The organism is Streptomyces sp. NPDC041200 (assembly GCF_055591805.1).
In genome coordinates, this window is the sequence record NZ_JBVIZF010000005.1 from 59256 (window position 1) to 79692 (window position 20437).

General features: G+C 72.8%; 16 protein-coding genes. 13 read left to right on the forward strand and 3 right to left on the reverse strand.

Going from position 1 to position 20437, the window contains the following annotated elements:
* Nucleotides 1–30 precede the first annotated feature (30 nt).
* The 6 genes from ACZ6CL_RS15555 to ACZ6CL_RS15580 all read left to right on the forward strand — a co-directional run bounded on the left by ACZ6CL_RS15555 (nt 31) and on the right by ACZ6CL_RS15580 (nt 7121).
* The gene (locus ACZ6CL_RS15555) at nt 31–993 is read left to right on the forward strand and encodes an ABC transporter substrate-binding protein (protein ID WP_468936206.1); all 963 of its coding nucleotides are present in this window, start codon (nt 31–33) and stop codon (nt 991–993) included.
* Nucleotides 994–1043: 50 nt separating this feature from the next.
* Nucleotides 1044–2174 carry an LLM class flavin-dependent oxidoreductase gene (locus ACZ6CL_RS15560; protein ID WP_468936207.1) on the forward strand — a complete coding sequence of 377 codons (1131 nt, stop codon included), beginning with the start codon at nt 1044–1046 and terminating at the stop codon, nt 2172–2174.
* On the forward strand, nt 2171–3475 hold the full coding sequence (locus tag ACZ6CL_RS15565; protein WP_468936209.1) for an NtaA/DmoA family FMN-dependent monooxygenase: 1305 nt from the start codon (nt 2171–2173) through the stop codon (nt 3473–3475). Before ACZ6CL_RS15560 ends, ACZ6CL_RS15565 begins: the two co-directional genes overlap by 4 nt.
* Nucleotides 3476–3790: 315 nt before the next feature.
* Nucleotides 3791–4696: a S1 family peptidase gene (locus ACZ6CL_RS15570; protein WP_468936211.1), complete on the forward strand. Its 906-nt coding sequence runs from the start codon at nt 3791–3793 to the stop codon at nt 4694–4696.
* Nucleotides 4697–4881: 185 nt separating this feature from the next.
* Entirely contained in the window at nt 4882–5781 is a 900-nt protein-coding gene (locus ACZ6CL_RS15575; protein ID WP_468936213.1) for a slipin family protein, read from the forward strand.
* A gap of 263 nt (nt 5782–6044) precedes the next feature.
* The gene (locus ACZ6CL_RS15580) at nt 6045–7121 is read left to right on the forward strand and encodes a S1 family peptidase (RefSeq protein ID WP_468936215.1); all 1077 of its coding nucleotides are present in this window, start codon (nt 6045–6047) and stop codon (nt 7119–7121) included.
* Nucleotides 7122–7278: 157 nt separating this feature from the next.
* On the opposite strand, the gene ACZ6CL_RS15585 is transcribed toward ACZ6CL_RS15580, so the two are convergent.
* Entirely contained in the window at nt 7279–7725 is a 447-nt protein-coding gene (locus ACZ6CL_RS15585; RefSeq protein ID WP_468936217.1) for a subtilase-type protease inhibitor, read from the reverse strand.
* Between the two features lie 404 nt (nt 7726–8129).
* Nucleotides 8130–8582 (reverse strand): PPOX class F420-dependent oxidoreductase, encoded by a 453-nt coding sequence (locus ACZ6CL_RS15590; protein ID WP_468936220.1) that lies wholly within the window; start codon nt 8580–8582, stop codon nt 8130–8132.
* A 222-nt stretch (nt 8583–8804) separates the two neighbouring features.
* Between ACZ6CL_RS15590 and ACZ6CL_RS15595 the strand changes: the two genes are divergently transcribed.
* The 3 genes from ACZ6CL_RS15595 to ACZ6CL_RS15605 all read left to right on the forward strand — a co-directional run bounded on the left by ACZ6CL_RS15595 (nt 8805) and on the right by ACZ6CL_RS15605 (nt 14380).
* Nucleotides 8805–12317, forward strand: a complete 3513-nt coding sequence (locus tag ACZ6CL_RS15595; protein ID WP_468936221.1) for a DNA polymerase III subunit alpha — start codon at nt 8805–8807, stop codon at nt 12315–12317.
* Complete coding sequence (locus tag ACZ6CL_RS15600) at nt 12314–13321, forward strand: DNA polymerase Y family protein (protein ID WP_468936222.1); 1008 nt, start codon at nt 12314–12316, stop codon at nt 13319–13321. The genes ACZ6CL_RS15595 and ACZ6CL_RS15600 overlap by 4 nt, the downstream gene beginning before the upstream one ends.
* A 189-nt stretch (nt 13322–13510) precedes the next feature.
* Nucleotides 13511–14380, forward strand: coding sequence for an esterase/lipase family protein (locus tag ACZ6CL_RS15605; RefSeq protein WP_468936225.1), 870 nt, complete (start codon nt 13511–13513; stop codon nt 14378–14380).
* Between the two features lie 42 nt (nt 14381–14422).
* On the opposite strand, the gene ACZ6CL_RS15610 is transcribed toward ACZ6CL_RS15605, so the two are convergent.
* A complete protein-coding gene (locus ACZ6CL_RS15610) occupies nt 14423–14839 on the reverse strand; it encodes an organic hydroperoxide resistance protein (RefSeq protein WP_468936227.1) in 417 nt (138 codons plus the stop codon).
* Nucleotides 14840–14949: 110 nt separating this feature from the next.
* On the opposite strand from ACZ6CL_RS15610, the gene ACZ6CL_RS15615 reads away from it, so the two are divergent.
* From ACZ6CL_RS15615 to ACZ6CL_RS15630, 4 genes are all read left to right on the forward strand, one after another.
* Nucleotides 14950–15459 carry a MarR family winged helix-turn-helix transcriptional regulator gene (locus ACZ6CL_RS15615; RefSeq protein WP_468936229.1) on the forward strand — a complete coding sequence of 170 codons (510 nt, stop codon included), beginning with the start codon at nt 14950–14952 and terminating at the stop codon, nt 15457–15459.
* Nucleotides 15460–15489: 30 nt separating this feature from the next.
* Nucleotides 15490–17196, forward strand: a complete 1707-nt coding sequence (locus ACZ6CL_RS15620; protein WP_468936232.1) for a carboxyl transferase domain-containing protein — start codon at nt 15490–15492, stop codon at nt 17194–17196.
* Between the two features lie 76 nt (nt 17197–17272).
* Nucleotides 17273–18571, forward strand: a complete 1299-nt coding sequence (locus ACZ6CL_RS15625; RefSeq protein WP_468936234.1) for an ATP-grasp domain-containing protein — start codon at nt 17273–17275, stop codon at nt 18569–18571.
* Entirely contained in the window at nt 18568–20391 is a 1824-nt protein-coding gene (locus ACZ6CL_RS15630) for an IucA/IucC family protein (protein ID WP_468936236.1), read from the forward strand. The genes ACZ6CL_RS15625 and ACZ6CL_RS15630 overlap by 4 nt, the downstream gene beginning before the upstream one ends.
* Nucleotides 20392–20437 lie beyond the last annotated feature (46 nt).

Here is a 20437-nt window from a genome sequence, read left to right on the forward strand (position 1 = left end):
ATCACCCCCATGTACGCAAGGAGCACCCCCGTGACCACCCGCCGCGCCCTTCTCGCCGTCCTCGCCGCCACCGCCTCCTCGGGCCTCCTCGCCGCCTGCGGCGACGGCGACGTCCAGGAGACGGTGGGGTCGAACGGCAAGAGCGGCGGCCTCAACATCGGCCCGGACCAGCACCGCGTCAGAGGCAAGAAGGTCGACGCGATCGCCGCCGAGGTGCCCGAGGCGGTCCGCCGCCGAGGCACGCTGCGCCTCGGCGGCAGCGCCGACGCCTCGCCACCGCTCGGCTTCTACGCGACCGACGACAAGACCCGGATCGGCTCCGAGATCGACCTCGCCACCCTGGTCGCCGACACCCTCGGACTGAAGGTCCACTTCGAGCCGGTCTCCTGGGAGAACCTCTTCGTCGGCCTGGACAGCTCCAAGTTCGACGCCGTCTTCTCCAACGTCACGGTCACGGAGGAGCGCAAGGAGAAGTACGACTTCGCGACCTACCGGCTGGACGACCTCGCCTTCGAGGCCGCCAAGGGCACCAGCTGGCGGGTGAAGCACCCGGCGGACGTCGCGGGCAAGACCATCGCGGTCTCCTCCGGCACCAACCAGGAGAAGATCCTGGTCGATTGGAGCAAGGAGAACCAGAAGGCGGGCCGCAAGCCCGTCAACATCAAGTACTTCCAGAAGGACACCGACTACTACCTCGCCCTCCAGTCCAAGCGCATCGACGCCTACCTCGGCCCCCACCCGAGCGCCGCCTATCACGTCGCCTCGGCGGGCCAGACTCAGATCGTCGGCCATATCTCCGGCGGCGGTGACCTGATCCAGGGCAAGATCGCGGCTACCACCAAGAAGGGCAGCGGGCTGGTCGACGCGTACGCCGCCGCCATCGACCACATCATCGAGGACGGCTCGTACGCCCGGGTGCTGAAGCGGTGGGGGCTCTCCCGGGAGGCGGTGAAGAAGTCCGAGATCAACCCGCGCGGCCTGCCCTCCAGCTGAACGCCCCCGACCGGCTCTGACCGGCTCCGACCCACGAAAGGCCTCTGACCATGGCCCCACCCACCGGCCCGCTGCATCTGGCCGCCGCCATCGACGGCACGGACCAGTACGCGGCGCCGTACTACATCGAGCTGGCGCGCCTCGCCGAGCGCGGTGTGCTCGACTTCGTCACCCTGGACGACACGTTCGGCCCGCCGGGGGACGGGCAGGGCAGGCTCGACGCGCTCGCCGTCCTCGCGCGCGTCGCGCCCGCCACCGAACGGATCGGCCTGGTGCCGACCGTCACCACCACCCACACCGAGCCGTTCCACGTCTCGTCCGCCGTGGCCACCCTGGACTGGGTGAGCCGCGGCCGGGCGGGCTGGACCGTCGCGGTGTCGGCCACGGAGGCGGAGGCGCGGCTGGTGGGCCGCCGCCCGGCCGCCCCCGCCCCCGAACTCTGGGCGGAGGCGGGCGAGGTGGCCGATGTGTCCGCCCGGCTGTGGGACAGCTGGGAGGACGACGCGGAGATACGCGACACCGCCACCGGCCGCTTCGTCGACCGTGACAAGCTGCACTACGTCGACTTCGAGGGCGCCACCTTCCAGGTGCGCGGCCCGGCCATCGTGCCCCGGCCGCCCCAGGGCCACCCGGTGGTCGCCGTCGACGCCACCGACCCGGCGGCCTGGGACACCGCGGTCCGCCACGCCGATGTGGTCTCCGTACGGGCGACAGACGCGGGTGAGGCGGGCCGGGCCCGGGACGAACTGCGGCGCCGAGCGGCGGAGTACGGCCGGGACCCGGGCGTACTCACCGTGCTCGCGTCGGTCGCGGTGGACCTGGGAGACGGCGAGGGCGCGGCCGAGCCCGACCCCGCCCAGGGCCCGCCGACCGCCCAGGGGCCGCTGACCGCCCAGGGGCCGCTGACCGCCCGGGACGGGGCTCCGCCGCTGTACCGCGGAGGGCCGGTCGACCTCGCGGACCTGATCGCCGGATGGCATTCCGCCGGGGCCGTGGACGGCTTCCACATCACCCCCGTGGTCCCGCGCCGCGACCTGGAGCGGTTCGTCAACGGCACGGTCGCGCTGCTCCAGCACCGCGGGCTCTTCCGCACCTTCTATCCCGGTACGACGCTCCGCGAGCACCTGGGGCGGCCGCGCCCGGCCAACCGCTACGCCCGCGCGAGGGAGAACGCCCGATGACCGACCACCAGCCCCGGCAGATCCATCTGGCCGCGCACTTCCCCGGCGTCAACAACACCACGGTGTGGGCGGATCCGCGGTCCGGAAGCCAGATCGAGTTCTCCTCCTTCGAACATCTGGCGCGCACCGCCGAACGCGGTCTGTTCGACTTCTTCTTCCTCGCCGAGGGGCTGCGGCTGCGGGAGCACAACGGTCGCGTCCACGACCTCGACGTGGTCGGCAGGCCCGAGTCGATCACCGTGCTGAACGCGCTCGCGGCCATCACCGACCGGCTGGGCCTGGCCGCCACCGTCAACGCGACCTTCAACGAGCCGTACGAACTCGCCCGCCGCCTCGCCTCGCTGGATCACCTCAGCGGGGGCCGCGCCGCCTGGAACGTCGTCACCTCATCCGACGCGTTCACCGGCGAGAACTTCCGGCGCGGCGGCTATCTCGACCGGGCCGACCGCTACACCCGGGCCGCCGAGTTCGTCGCCGCCGCGCGCGAGCTGTGGGACTCCTGGCCGGACGGCGGCCCGCAGCGGCCGTTCGCCCATCGGGGCGAGCAGTTCGACATCGAGGGGCGGTTCGGCGTATCGCGCTCCCCGCAGGGCCACCCGGTGGTGATCCAGGCCGGGGACTCCGACGAGGGCCGGGAGTTCGCGGCCTCCGCCGCCGACATCATCTTCACCCGGCACGGCACCCTGGAGGCGGGCCGCGCCTTCTACGCCGACGTCAAGCGGCGCATGGCGGCGTACAGCCGGGCGCCCGGCAATCTGAAGATCATGCCCGGGGTGACCTTCGTCCTCGGCGACACCGCGGCCGAGGCCCAGGAGAAGGCCGCCGAGATCCGGCGGCAGCAGGTCTCGCCGCAGAACGCGATCCTCGCCCTGGAGCAGATCTGGGGCGTGGACCTCTCCGGATACGACCCGGACGGGCCGCTTCCGGACATCGACCCGGACCCTGGCTCCCAGCTCGTCCAGGGCCGGGTGCGGCACGCCGATCCGCTGGAGATCGCCGCCAAGTGGCGGGCGCTGTCGGAGGAGAAGGGACTCTCCATCCGGCAGACCGTCATCGAGACGACCGGTCGGCAGTCGTTCATCGGCACCCCGGACGCGGTCGCCGGTGAGATGGCGCGATTCGTACGGGAGGAGGCCGCCGACGGCTTCATCCTTGTGCCGCATCTGACCCCCGGCGGGCTCGACGACTTCGTGGACCGGGTGGTTCCGCTGCTCCAGGAACGTGGCGTCTTTCGCACCGCGTACTCGGGCCGCACCCTCCGCGACCATCTGGGGCTTTCCCTCCCGGCCGCCCCGGAATAGGCGGTACCGGAGCGGTCGGCCGGGGGCGGGACCATCCGGTCGGCCACCAAGTGGAACCCGGCCGCCGCCGCGCCCGTCCCACTGGGTGTCCGAGGGACGGGCGCACTGCCCCGGCGGCCGAAAGGTGCCGGGGCCATGTGGCGTGTGCCCGGTGGGTTTCCGAATTGTCCTCTTGCTCTTTGCTACCGGCGCCGCGAATACTTCCGGGCAGCGGTTGTCAGGGGCACGTCGGAAAATTCCCGTCCGGTGTGCTCGCTGACTGCGCCTCACGGGCCTGCCCACCCAAGCAGACCCCCGATTCCCTCGGAGGAAGAGTTGAGGATCAAGCGCACTACCCCCCACGGCCCCCAGGCGAGACGCATCGCCCTCATCGCCGCCACCTCGGCCCTCGTGGCCGGGACGGCGCTCGCCGCCCCCGCCGCCTACGCGGGGAACGACGCGGCCCGCACCTTCACCGCGACCGAGGCCAAGGCGGCGGGTGACGCCGTGCTGAGCGCCGATGTCGCGGGCACCGCCTGGTATGTCGACAAGGCGACCAACACCCTGGTCGTCACCGCTGACAGCACCGTCTCCCAGAGCGAGATAGCCAAGATCAAGGACGCGGCGGGCAGCAACGCCGACGCGATCGAGGTCAAGCGCACCCCCGGCAAGATCAACAAGCTGATCTCCGGCGGTGACGCGATCTACGCGAGTAGCTGGCGCTGCTCACTCGGCTTCAACGTACGCAACAGCAGCGGGGCGAACTACTTCGTCACCGCCGGCCACTGCACCGACGGTGCGGGCACCTGGTGGTCGAATTCCGGCAAGACCACCACCATCGGCCCGACGTCCGGCTCCAGCTTCCCGACCAACGACTACGGTCTGGTCCGGTACAGCGGCTCCGTCACGCCCGAGGGCACCGTCGGCAGCCAGGACATCACCCGGGCCGCCAACCCGACCGTCGGCCAGACGGTCACCCGGCGCGGCAGCACCACCGGCACCCACAGCGGCCGGGTCACCGCGCTGAACGCCACCGTCAACTACGGCAGCGGCGACATCGTGTACGGCATGATCCAGACCACCGTCTGCGCCGAGCCCGGCGACAGCGGCGGCCCCCTGTACTCCGGCTCCACCGCCCTCGGCCTCACCTCCGGCGGCAGCGGCAACTGCTCCTCCGGCGGCACCACGTTCTTCCAGCCGGTCGTCGAGGCGCTGAGTGCGTATGGCGTGAGCGTCTACTAGGACCCGTACGGCACACCTACCGAATACGGCTGGCGCGCCATCCGACGCCTACCCCCGCCCGGGTCCTCCGGGCGGGGGTTTCCCGGGTTATCCACAGGCCTCCCGGGCCGGGCGGGGCGGGACTATCGTGGACATCGGTACCCCGGGTGGGGCATCATTCGCGATTCGGACGGCAGGTGGCCGTGATGCTCGATGCACTCGTGACAGTGGTGGTGATCCTGGCCTGTGCCGGTGTCGTCTGCGCCTTGGCGGCGGCCCGCGTGGTCAAGCAGTACGAGCGGGGGGTGGTCTTCCGGCTCGGAAGGCTCCGCTCGGATGTCCGGGGGCCCGGCTTCACCATGATCGCTCCGGTCTTCGACCGGCTCCGCAAGGTGAACATGCAGATCGTGACGATGCCCGTGCCCGCCCAGGAGGGCATCACCCGCGACAACGTGACCGTGCGGGTCGACGCGGTCGTCTACTTCAAGGTCGTGGACCCGGCCGAGGCGATCGTCGCGGTCGAGGACTACCGCTTCGCGGTCTCCCAGATGGCCCAGACCTCGCTGCGTTCGATCATCGGCAAGAGCGATCTGGATGATCTGCTCTCCAACCGGGAGAAGCTCAACCAGGGGCTGGAGCTGATGATCGACAGCCCGGCCGTCGGCTGGGGCGTCCATATCGACCGCGTCGAGATCAAGGACGTGTCGCTGCCGGAGACCATGAAGCGGTCGATGGCCCGGCAGGCGGAGGCCGACCGGGAGCGCCGGGCCCGGGTGATCAACGCGGACGCGGAGCTGCAGGCGTCGAAGAAGCTCGCCGCGGCCGCCGAGCAGATGTCCGCGACCCCGTCCGCCCTCCAGCTGCGGCTGCTGCAGACGGTGATGGCGGTCGCCGCCGAGAAGAATTCCACGCTGGTCCTGCCCATACCGGTGGAGCTGCTGCGCTTCCTGGAGCGGGGCCACCAGCCCCCGGGCGCGGCCCGGTCGGACGGCGGCGGCGCCAAGGAGCCGGTGCCCGCCGAGCAGGAGGCCGCGCCCGCTCCGGCCGTCCCCACGCTGACGGAGCGTGAGCCGGTGCGTGAACAGGAGCGTGCCGTGGAGCGGTGATCCGCCGGCCGTAAACCCCGTGCCCGCGTGCCCGATAGAGGCGCGCGGGCACCGTCATGTCCGGATATGAGGATGGACGCTCCAAAAATTTCACGCAGATGACGTGAACGCGGTCTTGTGCGCCCCCGGCGGCGCTGGGAATACTCGGCGGCGCAATTTGGCATGGACGCGCTCCCGTACGGGCAGGCGCGCCCCGTGTCGTACGCCCTCCGGGCCGGGCACCCCACTGCCGACGGCCCAACCCCCCACTGGAGGACAGAGAGTTGAAGCACCGCCGCATACCCAAGCGCCGTGCCGCCATCGCCGGGACCGGAGCCGTGGCCCTCGTCGCCGCCGCCCTCACCCTGCAGAACGCCAACGCCGCCCCGGCCGAGCCGCAGCCCCACCCGCTCTCGGTGAACGCCGCGGGCAAGCTCGCGGGCACCCTCACGTCGGCACTCAAGGGTGACACCGTCGGTTCGTACTACGACGCCAAGGCCAAGAAGCTCGTGGTCAACGTGGTGAACAAGGCCGCCGCCGAGCGGGTCACCGACGCGGGCGCCGAGGCCAAGGTGGTCGAGCACACGCTGGCGCAGCTCAAGCAGGCGCGCACCACCCTGAAGGACAAGGCCACCATTCCCGGCACCTCGTGGTCGGTCGACCCCAGAGCCAACAAGGTCGTCGTCACCGCGGACAGCAGCGTCAAGGGCAGCCGGATGGCCACGCTCACCAAGGTCGCCAAGAGCCTGGGCGACAAGGTCGAGGTGAAGCGCTCGGCCGGTAAGTTCTCCACCTTCCTCGCGGGCGGCGACGCCATCTGGGGTGGTGGCGGGCGCTGCTCGCTCGGGTTCAACGTGGTCAAGGGCGGCGAGCCGTACTTCCTGACCGCCGGTCACTGCACCGCGTCCATCGACAGCTGGTCCGATTCGCAGGGTGGTGCCGAGATCGGGGCCAACGAGGGCAGCGAGTTCCCCGGCAACGACTACGGCCTGGTCAAGTACACCAAGGACGTCCCGCACCCGAGCGAGGTGAACCTCTACAACGGTGACACCCAGGCCATCTCCAAGGCCGGTGAGGCCACCGTCGGCCAGAAGGTGACCCGCAGCGGTTCCACCACCCAGGTGCACGACGGTGAGGTCACCGGCCTCGACGCGACCGTCAACTACCAGGAGGGCTCGGTCAGCGGGCTGATCCAGACCAACGTCTGCGCCGAGCCCGGCGACAGCGGCGGCGCGCTCTTCGCGGGCGACACCGCGCTCGGTCTGACCTCGGGCGGCAGCGGCGACTGCTCCTCGGGTGGCGAGACCTTCTTCCAGCCGGTGCCGGAGGCGCTGGAGGCGTACGGAGCCGAGATCGGCTGACCTGCCGACTGGCCGACTGGCCGACTGGCCGACAGGCTGACCGGCTGACCGGCCGATCTGCCGACAGGGACAGGCCCCCGGACACCCGTGGACGGTGTCCGGGGGCCTTCGCTTCCCTTGGGCCGAGTGGTCTGCGCGGCCGGTCAGAAGCGGCGGCTCAGAACTCGAAGACCTGGGTCAGGGCCGCGTTCTTGAGGCAGGTGTTGGCGAAGGTGTGCTCGTACGCCACCCGCTGACCGTCCCAGATCCCCTCCGCGGTGACGGTCACCGGCCGCCATTCCTTGGTGCACACCCGGCCGGACTCGGTGCCCTCGGTCAGCGTGGAGAACTCACCGTTCACGGCGCGCAGTTCGGCGCAGGCCCGGGCGGGCGCCGGGTGGGTACCCGAGGGGGTGGGCTGACAGCTCACCGTCACCGCCCGCTGGACGGCCATCGAGGACGCGTCGGGTCCGTGGCCGATGCTGAGGACCAGCGCGGAGGGCGGATACAGGCTCTTCGGCGTCGCGGACTCGGCGTGTGCCGTGCCGCTGGCCCCCAGGCCGAGCGCGGCGCTCATGGCCAGCGCGGCGCCGAGGCCGCCGATTGCTCCTGTCGTCTTCCGCATATCGAACACTCCCTTGCTCGTGCTTGCAGATACCGGACGGAGTTCTACGCCCCGCAGGTCGGGAACGCACGTTGATCGAGCACTTCCGGTCGCTACAAGTAGTCATTCGGTGGCTCATTGTCGCGTGTGCGAGGTGTGGCCCGGCGGAACGCCGCGTGTCGAGCGGGTGCGGGCTGATGTGCGGGCCGGGGGAGTGCGGTTGCCTCACCACGCTGTCGAACGACAGTTCAGCGCCGCTCAAATCGTTTCAGGCGCGCTCAGCTGAGAGGCGCGCAGTGGGTGCCGGTGCGCGAGTGGCGGCAGAGCGAGAATCTGCCAGGGCAAGCCGACCGTAACGGGACGAAGCCGGTGGCTCTTCGGTGGCCGGGCCGAGGGGGAGCGTCAGTGGTCGAGCCGAGGGGGCGTCAGTCCAGTGCGCCGCTGAGCGGGCCGGTGTGGCGGCCCCAGCCGTACGCGCGGTCGGCCCGCAGGCGCACCACCAGCCGCCGGTCGGCCACCATCGCGGCGCGGAACTCCTCCCAGTCCGGGTGGTCACCCTGGATGTCGCGGTAGACCTCGACCAGCTCGTCGGCGGTGGCGTCGTGCGGGTCGGTCGTCACCGGCGTCAGCTCGGCGTCGCCCTCGGCCACCAGATAGGAGAAGCGGTCGCCGCTGGTGACGTAGAAGCTCGCGCGCGGGTCGCGGCGCAGATTGCGGGTCTTGGCGCGGTCGTCGGTGACCGAGACGCGGATGAGGTGCTCGGCCGGGTCGTAGCTGTAGGCGACGTTGGACAGCTGGGGGCGGCCGTCGCGCTTGAGGGTGACGAGCGCGCCGGTGCGCTGTTCCCGCAGCAGGTCGAACAGGGTCGGCTCCGTCATGGTGATCAGGATACGGGCGCCGATGGCCGGTTTCCTGGGATACGACACGCGGAATGAAGGAGGGGTTTGCGTGCTTATGGTGTATATGGAAGCGCCGCGAGGGGGCGGGCGGCGTCCGTGCGACGTCGCTCGCACGCTTGTTCGAGAATCGGGTTAAGGTGGGGGCCGGGGAGGACGAGCAGAGCAGGATCGGCCAGGGGGTGTGAGCAGCGGGAGGTGCGGATGCCAGGCTTCACGCATCTGCACACCGCCTCCGGGTTCTCCATGCGGTACGGCGCCGCACACCCGGAGCGGTTGGCGGCGCGCGCCGCCGAGCGCGGCATGGACGCCATCGCGCTGACCGACCGCGACAGCCTCGCCGGAGCGGTGCGATTCGCCCGGGCGAGTGAGGCCGCGGGGGTCAGGCCGCTCTTCGGCGTCGATCTGGCCGTCCAGGCGGAACCTCCGGACCCGGGGCGCACGGCCCGGCGGCGCACGCCGGTGCGCGGCGGGGCGTTCATCGACGAGTCCACGCCCCGGGCGGTCTTCCTCGCCCGGGACGGCGCCGCCGGGTGGGCCGCCCTGTGCGGGCTGGTCTCCGCCGCCCACGCCGGGCTCGGCCACCCCGGCTCCGCCCGTACGAACGGCGACGGACCGCCCCTGCTGCACTGGCGCGATCTGATGGACGCCCCCGGGGCGCTCGCCCCCGTGACCCCGCTCCTCGGCCCGGACTCCGATGTCGGCCGCGCCCTGGCCGCCGGGCGCCCCGACCGGGCCGCGCGGCTGCTCGCCCCCTGGCGCGAGCTGTTCGGCGACGCGCTGCGCCTCGAGGCCGTATGGCACGGCCGTACCGGCACCGGGCCCGGCTCACTGCGGCTGGCCGCCCGTACCGTCGGATTCGCCGCCGACCAGGGTGTGCGGGCCGTCCTCAGCAACGCCGTCCGCTACGCCGACCCCGGTGAGGGCCCGGTCGCCGACGTCCTGGACTCCGCCCGCAGGCTCGTCCCCATCGACCCGCGCGATCCCGCCGCGCTCGACAGCGGTGAGCGCTGGCTCAAGGGCCCGCGCGACATGGCGCGTGCCGCCGAGCGGATCGCGGAGGCGGCCGGGCTGCGGCGGGACGGCGCGCACCGGCTGCTGGAGGAGACGGCGCGTACCGCCGCCGCGTGCCTGGTCGACCCCGAGGACCACATCGGTCTCGGCACTGTCCACTTCCCCGAATCGCGCCTGGTCGGCGCGGGGCGGCGGAGCGCGGAGCGGGTGCTGCGGTCGCGCTGTGCCGCCGCCATGGTGCTGCGGGGTTACGACCGCGACCGGGCGCGCTGGGAGCGGCTGGAGGACGAGCTGCGCACCATCGAACGGCTCGGCTTCGCCTCGTACTTCCTCACCGTCGCCCGGGTCGTGGACGACACCCGGGCGCTCGGGGTGCGGGTGGCCGCCCGGGGCTCCGGCGCGGGCTCGTTCGTCAACCATCTGCTCGGCATCGCCCACGCCGACCCCGTGGCCTGCGGTCTGCTGATGGAGCGCTTCCTGTCGGTGCGGCGGGCCGCGCTGCCCGACATCGACATCGACGTGGAGTCCGCGCGCCGCCTCGACGTCTACCGCGCGATCTTCCACCGCTTCGGGGCGGAGCGGGTCGCGACCGTCTCGATGCCCGAGACCTACCGGGTGCGGCACGCCGTACGGGACGTGGGCGCGGCCCTCGGCATGGACCCGGCCGAGGTGGACCGGCTCGCCAAGGCCTTCCCGCACATCCGCGCCCGCGACGCGCGGGCGGCGCTCGCCGAACTGCCGGAGCTGAAGGAGGTCGCGGCCGAGCAGGATCGTTTCGGCAAGCTCTGGGAGCTGGTCGAGGCGCTCGACGGCCTGCCCCGGGGCATCGCCATGCACCCCTGCGGGGTGCTGCTCTCGGACGCCGGGCTGCCGGGCCGTACTCCCATCGTGCCGACCAGCGGCGAGGGCTTCCCCATGTCGCAGTTCGACAAGGACGACGTCGAGGAGCTGGGGCTGCTCAAGCTCGACGTCCTCGGCGTACGGATGCAGTCCGCGATGGCGCACGCGGTCGCCGAGATCCGGCGGGCCACGGGCGAGACCGTGGACCTCGACGACCCCGCGCAGGTCCGGCCCGGCGACCCGGCGACCTACGATCTGATCCGCTCCACCGAGACGCTCGGCTGCTTCCAGATCGAATCGCCCGGCCAGCGCGATCTGCTCGGCCGCCTCCAGCCCGACTCCTTCCACGACCTCGTGGTCGACATATCGCTCTTCCGGCCGGGCCCGGTCGCCGCCGACATGGTGCGCCCCTTCATCGACGCCCGGCACGGCCGCCGCCCCGCCCGCTATCCGCATCCGGACCTGACGGACGCGCTGCGCGAGACCCATGGGGTCGTCGTCTTCCACGAGCAGATCATCAAGATCCTCTCGATCATGACCGGATGCGAACGGGACCTCGCCGACGAGGCGCGCCGCGCCCTGTCCGACCCCGGACGGCAGGGCCGGGTGCGGGCCTGGTTCCACGCGGAGGCGGGCATGCGGGGGTACTCGGCGGAGGTGCTGGGCCGTACCTGGGAGATCGTCGAGGCGTTCGGTTCGTACGGCTTCTGCAAGGCGCACGCGGTCGCCTTCGCGGTCCCGACGTACCAGTCCGCCTGGCTCAAGGCGCACCATCCGGCGGCCTTCTACGCGGGACTGCTCACCCACGACCCCGGGATGTACCCCAAGCGGCTGCTGCTGGCGGACGCGCGGCGGCGGGGCGTGCCGATCCTCCCGCTCGACGTGAACCGCTCGGGCTCCGACTATCGAATCGAACTGGTGTCTGGTGATGGTGGCGGTGGCGTGGGGGTCCGGCTGGCGCTGAGCGACGTCCACGGCATCAGCGAGGCCGAGACGCGGCGGATCGCCGCCGGAGCGCCCTACTCCTCACTCCAGGACCTGTGGCTGCGCGCCCACCCCGGACGGCCCGTCGCCGAACGGCTGGCCCAGGTCGGGGCGTTGGACGCGTTCGGTACGGGCCGCCGCGACCTGCTGCTGCACATCGCCGAACTGCACCGGCAGCAGCGGGGCGGGGCCCGCGGCGAGGGTCAGCTGCCGCTGGCCGAAACCGGCCCGCCCGCCCCCGCCGGGCTGCCCGACCTCGACGATGGCGAACGCCTCGGCGCCGAGCTGGGCATCCTCGGCATGGACGTCTCCCGTCATCTGATGGCCGACCACCGGGCCTTCCTGGACGAGCTGGGCGCGATGCCCGCCAAGCGGCTGCGGTCGGCCCGGCACGGCGAGACGGTGCTCGTCGCGGGCGCCAAGGCCGCCACCCAGACCCCGCCGATCCGCTCCGGCCGCCGGGTCATCTTCACCACCCTGGACGACGGTACGGGCCTGGTCGACTGCGCCTTCTTCGACGACAGCCACGCCGCCTGCGCGCACACCGTCTTCCACTCCTGGCTGCTGCTGGTGCGCGGCGTCGTCCAGCGCCGTGGCCCGCGCAGCCTCAGCGTCGTCGGATCGGCCGTCTGGAATCTCGCCGAACTGGCCCGGCTGCGGAGTGAGGGCGGTCTGGAGGCGGTCGCCGCCGAACTCGCGGGCGCGGGCCAGGAGGGGGTCTCGGCCTCGGACTCGGATGAGGTCGAAACCGACTCCGGCCGCCGTATCCAGCTGTCCACCGGCTACGCCCTGCACCCCTGGGCCGACCTCCAGCCCGCGGGCGACCAGTCCGCCACCGGCCGCAAACTGTGGCACGCGAGCCCGGGGAGCGCGGGATGACGACCGAGAGCCCCCATGTGCTGTACGTGCGGTTCCAGGGTGACGGCGCGCTCGCCGAGGACGTCTATCAGGAGCTGCTCGCGCTGCTCGGCGAGGTGACGCCCGTCGTGGAGGCGCTGCCGCCCGATGCCGCGCTCGCCGACGTCCGGGGCGCGCTGCGGTACTTCGGGCGGGACGCGGCGGGGCTCGCGGAGATCGTGCGGGTGCGGGCGCTGGCCCGGTACGGCGTCGACTGCACCGTGGGCGTCGCCGCCAACCCCATGCTCGCCCGCATGGCCGCCCACGACACCCCGCCGAACACGCCCGGCACGGTCCGTACCGTGCCCGGCGACCCCGACGCCGTCGCCGGCTTCCTGGCCCGTAAGCCGCCCATCGCCCTGCCCGGAGTGGGCGCCGCGACGGCCAGGTCCCTGTGTGCGTACGGGCTCGACAGCACCGAGCGGATCGCCGCCGCGCCGCTGGCCACGCTGCAGCGGATCCTCGGTGCGGCGACCGCGCGCCGGGTGCACGCGTGGGCGCACGGCATCGATCCCGCGCCCGTCACCCCGAACGCCCCCGCCCGCGCCGTGGGCGCCGAGCACCGCTTCGACCGCGATGAGCTGGACCCGGTCCGGCGGCGCCGGGCGCTGCTGACGCTCGCCGACGGGCTCGGCATCCGGCTGCGGACGAGCGGGCAGATCGCGTCCCGGGTCAGCCTCACCGTCCGGTACGCGGACCACTCCTCGACGACCCGTACCCGGACCCTGGCCGAGCCGACCGCCCATACCCCGGTGCTGACCGCCGCCGCGTACGCGCTGCATGACGCGCTCGGGCTGCAGCGGGCGCGGGTGCGGTCCGTGGGGCTGCGGACCGAGGGGCTGATGAGTGCCGAACTCGCCGCCCATCAGCTGTCCTTCGACGCCGCGGACGACAGGTCCCGCCGGGCGGAGGCCGCCGCCGACCGGGCGCGGGCCCGCTTCGGGGCGTCCGCGGTCAGGCCCGCCGGATTCCTGGACGTCGCGTAAGACGTCGCGTAAGGCGCCGCGTAAGTCCTGGACGTCTCGTGAGAGTTGCGTGAACGTTTTTTCACCGGCACATGGCTGGAACTCTTTGCTACTCACGCGTAATTTTTATCTCCGCGCCATGCGTCTGTGATCCGGGTCACAGGGGGCGCCGTCAGTGCGACTCCATCCCCACCGCGAGGAGTTCATGTGATGCTGCCCTGGAGGCATGTCCGTACCTTAGTGCCCGCCCTGGCCCTGGCCGTCGCGGCGGTGACCGCGGCCCCCGCCGCCGCGACCGCCGCCGCCCCGTCGTCGCAGGCCACCAGCAGCGGCTGGAACGACTACTCCTGCAAGCCCTCCGCCCAGCACCCCCGGCCCGTCGTCCTCGTCCACGGCACCCTCGGCAACTCCGTCGACAACTGGCTCGGTCTCGCCCCGTACCTGGTCGACCGCGGCTACTGCGTCTTCTCCCTCGACTACGGCCAGCTGCCCGGCGTGCCCTTCTTCCACGGGCTCGGTCCTGTCGACCGGTCCGCCGGACAGCTGTCGTCGTACGTCGACCGGGTGCTCGCCGCCACCGGGACCTCGAAGGTCGACCTGGTCGGCCACTCCCAGGGCGGGATGATGCCCCGCTACTACCTCAAGTTCCTCGGCGGTGCGGCGAAGGTGAACGCGCTGGTCGGCCTCGCCCCGTCCAACCACGGCACGACCCTGCTCGGGCTGACGAAGCTGCTGGACTTCTTCCCGGGGCTCGACGAGGCCATCGCCAAGGCGGCCCCGGGGCTGAGGGACCAGGTGGCCGGGTCGGACCTGCTGAACCGGCTCAACGCGGGCGGCGACACCGTGCCCGGGGTCCGGTACACCGTCATCGCCACCCGGTACGACGAGGTGGTCACGCCGTACCGCAGCCAGTTCCTGACCGGTCCGAACGTCAGGAACGTCGTCCTCCAGGACCTGTGCGCCACCGATCTGTCCGAGCACCTGACCATCGCGATGACGGACCGGCTCGCCTTCCACGAAGCGGTCAACGCTCTCGACCCGGCGCACGCCACACCCACGACCTGCGCTTCGGACGACTGACGCCCGGCGCTGGCTGTCCGGCCTGTCCGGCTCTTATTCGGCTTATTCGGCGATCAGCTCGACCTCGACGTTGCCCTTCGTCGCCTTCGAGTACGGGCACACCTGGTGGGCCTGCTCGACCAGCTTGCGGCCGGTCTCGTTCTCCAGGTCGCCCGGCAGCTCGACGCGCAGCGTCACCTTGAGGCCGAATCCGCCGTCCGACTCGTCCTTGCCGATGCCGACCTCGGCGGTGACGGAGATGTCCTTGGTGTCCACCTTGGCCTGGCGGCCGACGAGGCCGAGGGCGCTCGCGAAGCAGGCGGCGTAGCCCGCGGCGAACAGCTGCTCCGGGTTGGTGCCCTGGCCGTCGCCGCCGAGGGCGGGCGGCATGGCCAGCGGCAGGTCGAGGCGGCCGTCGGAGCTGACGGCGCGTCCGTCGCGGCCGTTCGCCGTGGCCACCGCGGTGTAGAGCGCATCCATGAAGACCAATCCCTTTCGAGTCCCGGCGGCCGGGGGTTCCGGCCAGATCCGGCGATGCCTCAGTAGAGCACACAATTAAATTGTGCACAACTAAGAGGTACGCTGGTCATATGTCTTCTCAGCCCGACCCGCTTCCCGCGCAGAACGGGGCCGTCACGGCGGACGATCCGCTCCGGCTCGATCTGCAGCTCTGCTTCGCCCTGCACGCCGCCTCGCGCGCGTTCGGAGGCGTCTACCGACGGGTGCTGCGCGATACGGAGCTGACGTACCCGCAGTACCTGGCGCTGCTGGTGCTGTGGGAGCACGGCGAAATGCCGGTCAAGCAGCTGGGCGAGTATCTGCGGCTCGATTCGGGCACCCTGTCGCCGCTGCTCAAGCGCATGCAGTCGGCCGGACTCGTCGAACGCGAGCGCAGCGCGCACGACGAGCGCTCGGTGACGGTCCGGGCGACGGCGGAGGGCGAGGCGCTCAAGGAGCGCGCCCGGGGCGTACCCCTGAAGGTGATCCAGGCGACCGGCCTGGACCGGGAGGAGCTGGTCGATCTGCGGTCGCGGGTGCAGCGGCTGACGGCGGCGCTGGACGCGGCGCTGGCCGACGAGGAGAGCGCCGAGAGTGGTTGAGCGGTGTCGTGCGCGTGGAAGGGGTCAGGCATGACCGAATCTGATCCCCGCGCCGGTGCCCGTAACGCCCGTAACGCCCGTAAGTCCGCCATCGAGCTGGTCGAGACCTTCCTCGACCCCGGTAGTCGGCGCGGCTGGGACCAGCCGGTCGCGATCACCACGGCCGACCCCGACTACCGGGCCGACCTGGAGCGGGCCCGCGAGCGCACCGGGCTCGACGAGTCGGTGATCACGGGGGAGGGGCGCATCGAGGGGCGCCGGGTCGCGTACGTGGCCTGCGAGTTCCGCTTCCTCGCCGGTTCGATCGGGGTCGCGGCGGGGGAGCGGCTGGTGCGCGCCGTCGAGCGCGCCACGGCGGAACGGCTCCCGCTGCTGGCCGCCCCGGCGTCCGGCGGGACCCGGATGCAGGAGGGCACGGTCGCGTTCCTGCAGATGGTGAAGGTGGCGGCGGCGATAACCGAGCACAAGGCCGCGGGCCTGCCGTACCTGGTACACGTACGCCACCCCACCACCGGCGGCGTCCTCGCCTCCTGGGGCTCCCTGGGTCACGTCACCGCCGCCGAACCGGGCGCCCTCATCGGCTTCATGGGCCCCCGGGTGCACGAGGCCCTGTACGGCGAGGAGTTCCCGGCGGGCGTCCAGGTCGCCGAGAACCTGATGAACCACGGCCTGATCGACGCGGTCCTCCCGACGAGCCGCCTGGCGGAGGTCGCGGCGCGCGTGCTCCGCGTCCTGTGCGGTGACGATTCCCCGCCACCGGCCGCGCTTTCCGGTGGTGCCGGGTCCTCCGGCGAAGCCGATTTCCGGTCAGGCGCCGAGCCCGATGCCGTACCGCCCGGCGGTGCGGCGTCCGCGTCTACGGCGGTACCGGGCGCCGCCGCCCCGGCCGCCGGGGTCGGCTCGCCGTCGACCGGCGCGGGGGCTACGGCCGTGGGGCCCTCGGCCGAGGAGTCGATCCGGGCTTCGCGGCGGGGGGACCGGCCCGGGGTGCGGGATCTGTTGCGGGTCGCGGCGGAGGACGTGAGTCCGCTCAGCGGGACCGGCGCCGGGGAGCACGACCCCGGGCTGCTGCTCGCCCTCGCGCGCGTCGGCGGGGTGCCGTGCGTGGTGCTCGGGCACAACCGGGGCGGGCGGCGGGGCAGTGCGCGCGCGTCGACCGAGGGGCAGCCGCTGGGGCCCGCCGGGCTGCGTACCGCGCGGCGCGGCATGCACATCGCGGCCGAGCTGGGGCTGCCGCTGCTCACCGTCATCGACACCGCGGGCGCGGCGCTCAGCCGCGAGGCCGAGGAGGGCGGGCTCGCGGGGGAGATCGCCCGGTGCCTCGCGGACATGGTGACGCTGCCCGCGCCCACCCTCTGTCTGCTGCTCGGCCAGGGCGCGGGCGGGGTCGCGCTCGCGCTGCTGCCCGCCGACCGGGTCGTGGCGGCGCGGCACGCCTGGCTGTCGCCACTGCCGCCCGAGGGCGCGTCGGCCATCCTCCACCGGACCACGGACCGGGCGTACGAGGTCGCCGACCGGCAGGGGGTGCGTTCCGCCGACCTCCTGGCCAGCGGCATCGTCGACCGCGTCGTGGAGGAGGACGGGGCGGTGAGCGAGGGCGGGGAGGAGAGCGAGGGCTTCCTCGAGCGCCTCGGGCACATCCTCGGCGCCGAACTCGCCGCCCTCCGCGCCCAGGACCCCGGTGAGCGGCTGGCCGCCCGCCGGGCGCGGCACCGCCGGATCGGGCTGCCGAGCTGACGGCGTAACAGGGCCAAACGGGCGGACCAGCCAGCCCAATTGGCAGTCTTAGGTATACCTAACCTAATCTCGGCTCGTGAACGAGAATGATCTCGACACGGCACCCCGGCCGTTCTCCACCCCTGCCCCTGCCCACTCCGCGCGATTCCACCTCCTCGCCCTCAACCCCACCGACTCCGTCACCGAAGGCTTCCTCCCCGCCGCCGCCCGCCTCGGCCTGCCCGTCACCCTCCTCACGGACCAGCCCGAGGCGCATGAGCGCGCGTACGCCCGCTACGCGGCCCGCGGCGGGCGGCTCCCCGCCGCGCTCGACGTCGCCCCCTGCGACGTACGGGACTTCCGCGAGGTCATCAGCCGGATCGCCGCCGCCCCGGACGCCCGGCCGCCCCGGGCCGTCTTCACCAACAGCGACCACCTCCAGACCCAGGCCGCCCTCGCCGCCGAGTACTTCGGCCTCCCCGGCAAGGACTGGCGCGCCGCCCTCCGCACCAAGAACAAGGCCGAGCTGCGCCGCGCCCTCGCCGCGGCCGGTGCCGACACGGTGTGGTCCACCGAACTCGGCACCGGCGACGACCCGTCCACCCTCGCCGCCCTCGACGCGCCCTTCCCCTGCGTCGTCAAGCCGCGCGAGGGCGTGGCCAGCGAGGATGTCGTCCTCGTCGCCGACGCCGACGAACTCGTCCGCAGCTGCCACGAGATACGCGCCCACCGGCCCGGCGCGGCGCTGGTGATCGAGGAGTTCCTGAACGGCGAACTGCGCACCCTCGAAACCCTCGGCGACGGCCACACCCTCCACGTCCTCGGCGCCTTCAGCACCGACGTCTCACCGCCCCCGCACTTCATCGAGGAACGGCTGCACCTGCTGCCCGCCCCGCCCCCACGGCCCCACACCGGCCAGGTGCTGGCCCAGCTCCGGGCGCTGGGAGTAGGATTCGGCGCTTGCCATACCGAATACGTCGTCCAGGGCGACCGGGCCCGCCTCATCGAGGTCAACTACCGTGCCATCGGCGACCAGTGCGACCTGGTACTCGCGGAACTCCTCGGCATCCCGCTCTTCGAGCACATCCTCCGTACCCATCTCGGCGAACCGCTCCCGGCCGACCTCGGCGCCCGCACGGACGGGCGGGCCCGCATGGAGTACGTCATGGCCGACCGCCCGGGCCGCCTCGTCGCCGCCCCGGCGGCGAGCGTGACCGAACGCGACGGCGTACGGCTCGACTACCGCCCGCTGCGCGAGATCGGCGAGGACCACCCCCTCTACCGCACCAACCGCGACTTCCTCGGCGTCCTGCGCGCGACCGGCACCGACCAGGCGCGGATCGACGCGGTCGTGACGGAGTTCCTGGCGGCCCACCGGTGGGAGATCGCGTCATGAACCGCGCGGAAGGGGAGGAGGCCGAGGAGGAACTCCTCGGCCGGGTGCTCGACACCCTGCTCCGGGAGGACGCGTACCACGTGCGCGGCCGCGCCCGCACCGTGCACCGCGCCGACGGCGACTGGCTGCGCATCGCGCTGCGGGAGGGCGGAAACGTGCTGCTGCCGGTGGAACCGGAAGGCTTCCAGTGCGAGATCCGCGCCCGCAGGCCGCCACGCCTGGAACACGAGCCGCCGCCCCCGACCGGGGTCTCCGTCCCCGGCGCGGATGGCGGCCCGGCCGGGACCGTCGTGGTCCGGGGGCTCGGCGCCGTCCTCGGGCGGCTGCGGGGGGCGGTCGCGGGGGACGACCGGGAGCTGTACGACGTCTTCGTGGGGGAGTGCCACCGGGCACTGGACGCCACGCGGCTGCACGACCGCGTCCGGCCCGGCGTCGTGCGGGAGCTGGCCGCGCGGTACGGGGAGAGCGGGCGGTGGGCCGGGATGGACGGGTCCGTCGCGTACGACACGCTCGCCGCCTTCCGCGACCACCCCGTCTACCCGACCAGCCGCGGCCGGTCCGTGTTCACCGAGGACGCCCTGCGCGCCCACGCGCCCGAGTTCGCGCCCGGCTTCGCGCTGCGCTGGCTCGCCCTGCCGCGCGCGGCGGTCGGCGGGGATCCGGGACGGCTGCCCGCGTGGTGGCCGAGGCCCGGGGAGCTGGGGCTGCCCGCGCGGCTCGACGCCGACCACCTCGCGTTCCCCGTGCATCCGCTCACCGTCGGACGCCCCCTCACCGAGGCCCTCGACGCGACCGGGCTCCGGCCACGGGCGCGGCTCGCCGAGCATCCGTGGCTGGACGTGCGGCCCACGCTGTCGATGCGGACCGTCGCCGTCGACGACGACCCGCTCACCCACCTCAAGCTGCCGCTCACCACCGCCACCCTGGGGATGCGCAACCGGCGCACCGTCAAACCGGGCACGCTCGTCGACGGCGAGGTGGCGCAGCGCCTGGTGGAAGAGGTGATCTCGCGCGAGCCCCGGTTCGCGGACACCGTGCTGATGGCCGACGAGACCACCCATCTCCACGCCGGGCACGAGCTGTTGGCCACGCTCGTCCGCCGCTATCCGCCGGGCCTGGAGAACGCCCAGGTCGTGCCGCTGGCCGGGCTGCTGGCCCGGAGCCCGGACGGCAGGCTCGTGGCGGACGTGCTCGCCGAGCGGCACTACGGCGGGGACCTGCTCGCGCTGTTCGACGCGTACCTCACCCTCCTCTTCGACTTCCACACCACCCTCTTCGCCTACGGCATCGCGCTGGAGTCGCATCAGCAGAACACCTCCCTCGTCTTCGACGACACCGGCGGCCCGGCCACCCCCCGCCTGCGGCTGCTCATCAAGGACCACGACGGCCCGCGCGTCCACGCGATACGGCTCGCCGCGATGATCGGCGGGGGCGCCGCCGCCGATCTGTGCGGATTCGACGACCACCGCATCCTGACCGGCGGCGACGGTCCGGTGGCGGACGTGTTCACCACCATCACCATCCATCTGTGCGCCGCCGCGCCCGCCTTCGAACTGGCCGCCCTCGGCCGCGCCCCCCTGGACGCCCTGCGGCGGCGGCTGCGCGACCGGCTCGGCGAGGCCGTCGAACGGATCGGCGCGGTGTACCCCGGGAGGGCCGCCGCCGTGCTGCGCGCCCGGGTGCTGGCCGCGGACCGGCTGCCGGTCAAGGCGATGGTGACCGCGGGCACGCTGTTCACCAAGGCCCGGTCGGGCGCCGCCGACGTCAACAAGCACTACGTGACCGGGCCCAACTACCTTCTGCGGGGGCGCGGCAGATGACGGCCGCGACCTCCTTATCCCTCCACCTCTCTCCTCTCCGCACCCG

Bases quoted from the DNA above. Each gene is read 5' to 3' on its own strand.
- ACZ6CL_RS15620 (WP_468936232.1), top strand. From the start codon at position 15,490: ATGACCGAATCTGATCCCCGCGCCGGTGCCCGTAACGCCCGTAACGCC.
- ACZ6CL_RS15585 (WP_468936217.1), bottom strand. From the start codon at position 7,725: ATGCGGAAGACGACAGGAGCAATCGGCGGCCTCGGCGCCGCGCTGGCC.
- ACZ6CL_RS15595 (WP_468936221.1), top strand. From the start codon at position 8,805: ATGCCAGGCTTCACGCATCTGCACACCGCCTCCGGGTTCTCCATGCGG.
- ACZ6CL_RS15605 (WP_468936225.1), top strand. From the start codon at position 13,511: ATGCTGCCCTGGAGGCATGTCCGTACCTTAGTGCCCGCCCTGGCCCTG.
- ACZ6CL_RS15590 (WP_468936220.1), bottom strand. From the start codon at position 8,582: ATGACGGAGCCGACCCTGTTCGACCTGCTGCGGGAACAGCGCACCGGC.
- ACZ6CL_RS15615 (WP_468936229.1), top strand. From the start codon at position 14,950: ATGTCTTCTCAGCCCGACCCGCTTCCCGCGCAGAACGGGGCCGTCACG.
- ACZ6CL_RS15600 (WP_468936222.1), top strand. From the start codon at position 12,314: ATGACGACCGAGAGCCCCCATGTGCTGTACGTGCGGTTCCAGGGTGAC.
- ACZ6CL_RS15575 (WP_468936213.1), top strand. From the start codon at position 4,882: ATGCTCGATGCACTCGTGACAGTGGTGGTGATCCTGGCCTGTGCCGGT.
- ACZ6CL_RS15565 (WP_468936209.1), top strand. From the start codon at position 2,171: ATGACCGACCACCAGCCCCGGCAGATCCATCTGGCCGCGCACTTCCCC.
- ACZ6CL_RS15630 (WP_468936236.1), top strand. From the start codon at position 18,568: ATGAACCGCGCGGAAGGGGAGGAGGCCGAGGAGGAACTCCTCGGCCGG.
- ACZ6CL_RS15560 (WP_468936207.1), top strand. From the start codon at position 1,044: ATGGCCCCACCCACCGGCCCGCTGCATCTGGCCGCCGCCATCGACGGC.
- ACZ6CL_RS15610 (WP_468936227.1), bottom strand. From the start codon at position 14,839: ATGGATGCGCTCTACACCGCGGTGGCCACGGCGAACGGCCGCGACGGA.